The sequence below is a fragment of the Cellulomonas pasadenensis genome, assembly GCF_047229365.1.
GTDB lineage: Bacteria > Actinomycetota > Actinomycetes > Actinomycetales > Cellulomonadaceae > Cellulomonas.
This window is the reverse complement of the sequence record NZ_JBFTEP010000229.1, coordinates 1-2,962: the sequence shown is the minus strand read 5'-3', so window position 1 is coordinate 2,962 and position 2,962 is coordinate 1. Positions and strand designations below refer to the sequence as shown.

General features: G+C 76.2%; 3 protein-coding genes. All 3 read left to right on the top strand.

Going from position 1 to position 2,962, the window contains the following annotated elements; translation table 11 throughout:
* Nucleotides 1-1,386, top strand: a 1,386-nt coding sequence (locus tag AB6N23_RS17930) for a CHAT domain-containing protein (RefSeq protein ID WP_412867323.1), incomplete at its 5' end; no start/stop codon positions are given.
* 273 nt (nucleotides 1,387-1,659) lie between these two features.
* Nucleotides 1,660-2,193 (top strand): 50S ribosomal protein L10, encoded by a 534-nt coding sequence (gene rplJ / locus AB6N23_RS17925; protein WP_378208786.1) that lies wholly within the window; start codon nucleotides 1,660-1,662, stop codon nucleotides 2,191-2,193.
* 92 nt (nucleotides 2,194-2,285) lie between these two features.
* Nucleotides 2,286-2,678: a 50S ribosomal protein L7/L12 gene (gene rplL, locus AB6N23_RS17920; RefSeq protein WP_412867322.1), complete on the top strand. Its 393-nt coding sequence runs from the start codon at nucleotides 2,286-2,288 to the stop codon at nucleotides 2,676-2,678.
* The last annotated feature ends 284 nt before the right edge of the window (nucleotides 2,679-2,962 follow it).

The following is a 2,962-nucleotide window of genomic DNA, read 5'->3' as shown; positions in this document are numbered from 1 at the left end:
GCGGGCGACGGTCCGCGGACGGTCCGGGAGGCGCGCGCCGGCCTGCGCGACCTCGCGGCGCACAGGGGGACGCTGCCGACGATGGAGCTGCGGGCGCTCGCGTCCGGGCACGGCGCGGAGCTGGGGCAGATGGGTCTCGCGGCGCTCCTGCGCGAGGGGTCGCCGGCGCGGGTGCTGCGGTGGATGGAGCAGACGCGTGCCGCGGCGCTCCTCGCGCGGCTGCCCGTCGAGCCCCACGTCGACGGCCCCGTGCCCGAGAGGGCCGAGCCGTGGCACCCGTTCCCGTCGGGACCGACGCGCACGGGCGCGGCGGCGCCCGACGGTGCGACCGTCGACGGTGCGCCCGGGCGTGGCACCGGGTCCGACGGGGCGGGCGTCGCGGTGGACGACGTGGTGGGTGACTGGCGTGAACCGCCCACCCTGTCGGCGGTCCGGACCGCCCTGGACGGGCGCGTGCTGGTCGAGGTGGGCCGGTGCGACGGGCGGTACGTGGCCGTCGTCGTCGCGCGGCGCGGCGCGCGCGTCGTCGACCTCGGTCCCGTCGGCCCGGTGGCGGAGGCCCAGCGGGCGCTGGTGTTCGCGCTGCGCCGGCTCGCGGACCCCCGGTCGCCCGCGTCCGCCGCTGCGGCGCGCGCCAACGCCGAGCTGCGCCTGCGCACGCTGCGCGAGCGGCTGCTGGACCCGCTCGGCACGGCGGGGCACGACGAGCTCGTCGTGGTGCCCGTCGGGCCGCTGCACGGCGTGCCGTGGGCGGCGCTGCACGAGGCCCCGGTCGCGCTCAGCCCGGCGGCCACGGCCTGGGTGGCGTCCGCGGCGCGCCGCGCGGGGACGGGAGGCACGGTGCTCGTCGCGGGTCCGGGCCTGGCCGCCGCGCAGGAGGAGGTCGACGCCCTCGCCCTCGTGCACCCGCGCGCGCAGGTCCTCGGGGCGGGGCGCAGCCGCACGGTCGACGTCCTCCGGTCGCTGGCGACGGCCGACCTCGCGCACCTGGCGTGCCACGGCGTGCCCCGTGCCGACAACCCGATGTTCTCGTCGCTGGTCCTCGCGGACGGCCCCGTGACGGTGCAGCAGCTGCACCGGGCGGGGGTGGCGCCGCGCCGGCTCGTCCTGGCGTCGTGCCACTCGGGCGCCGACGTCGCGTACGCGGGGGACGAGGTGCTGGGCTTCGTCTCGGCCATGCTCGCGCGGGGCACGGCCGGCGTCGTGGCCAGCATCGCGGCCGTGCCCGACGTCGAGGTGGTCGACCTCATGCGGGGGCTGCACCGCGGTCTCGCGGCCGGTGAGACGATGGCGCGCGCGCTGCACGCCGCCCGCGCGGACGTCGACCGGTCCGCGCCCGCAGGGTTCGTCAACTGGTGCACGTTCGGGGCCCACGGCGCAGCGTGACGCGGTGCGGCCGCCGTGATTTGGTCGACCCCTTCCCGTGCCGTACGCTGGTCCGGCCCAAGACCGTCGGTCGTCGGTCCGCTCGTCGGACCGGCCGAAGCTCCGCGACAGCGGGGGCCTGCGCAGGCGAGACTCACCGGACCTCCGTCCGACCGCGCGTGCCCTCGGTACGTGCCCGGTCGACGTGCGCGTCCTGCCGAGCCCCGCGCCTGCGCGGGGCTCTTCTGTTTCCCGGGGTGGCACGCCGGCGGCACCCTGATCGGAAGGAATGCCATGGCGAGGCCGGACAAGGCAGCCGCCGTCGCGGAGATCACGGAGCGCTTCCGTGCCTCCAACGCGGCCGTGCTGACCGAGTACCGCGGGCTCACCGTCGCGCAGCTCAAGACGCTGCGCAAGGCGCTCGGCGGGAACGCTCAGTACGCCGTGGTGAAGAACACGCTGACCGCGATCGCGGCCAAGGAAGCCGGCCTCGAGGGCCTCGACGACGGGCTCGCGGGCCCGTCGGCGATCGCCTTCGTCACCGGTGACCCGGTCGAGGCGGCCAAGGGTCTGCGTGACTTCGCCCGTGCGAACCCTGCGCTGGTCATCAAGGGGGGCGTCCTCGACGGCCGCCCGCTGACCGCGGAGGACATCACCAAGCTCGCGGACCTCGAGTCCCGCGAGGTGCTGCTGGCCAAGGCGGCCGGCGCGATGAAGGCCAAGCTCTACCAGGCCGCGTACCTGTTCACGGCTCCTGCCTCGCAGGCCGTGCGCACCGTCGAGGCCCTGCGCGCCAAGCGCGAGGAGTCGTCCGACACCGCTGCCTGAGCCCGACGCTCAGCCCGCAGCTCCCCAGCAGTCCCCAGCACCCCCTGTCGCCGACCACCGGACGACAGGTCAGAACGGAAGGAACCGCCACCATGGCGAAGCTCACCACCGACGAGCTCATCGACGCGTTCAAGGAGCTCACGCTCATCGAGCTCTCCGAGTTCGTGAAGGCCTTCGAGGACGTCTTCGAGGTCACCGCCGCCGCGCCGGCCGCCGTCGCCGTGGCCGCCCCCGCGGGCGGCGGCGCCGCCGACGCCCCGGCCGAGGAGGAGAAGGACTCCTTCGACGTCATCCTCGAGGCCGCCGGTGACAAGAAGATCCAGGTCATCAAGGAGGTGCGTGCCCTCACGAGCCTCGGCCTGAAGGAGGCCAAGGACCTCGTCGACGGCGCGCCCAAGCCGGTCATCGAGGGCGCGAACAAGGAGACGGCCGACAAGGCCAAGGCTGCCCTCGAGGGCGCCGGCGCCACGGTCACCCTCAAGTGATCCGGGCCGGTCGGGCCGCCTGACGCACGTCACGGCCCGACCGGACCAGCGCACGCACGACGAAGCCCGCACCCCTCGGGGTGCGGGCTTCGTCGTGCGTGCACCGGCATCGGTGCGCTGCGTGACGGTCAGCCGTGGTGGCCGCCGCCGAGGCCGTGCAGGCCGTGCGGCACGGCGTGCTCGCCGGCCTCCGTCGCGGCGAGCCCCGAGACGGTGCCCGCGGACGCGAGCAGCGCGCCGACGGCGAGCAGCGCCAGCCGGCCCCACACGCCGCCGTGCGCGGC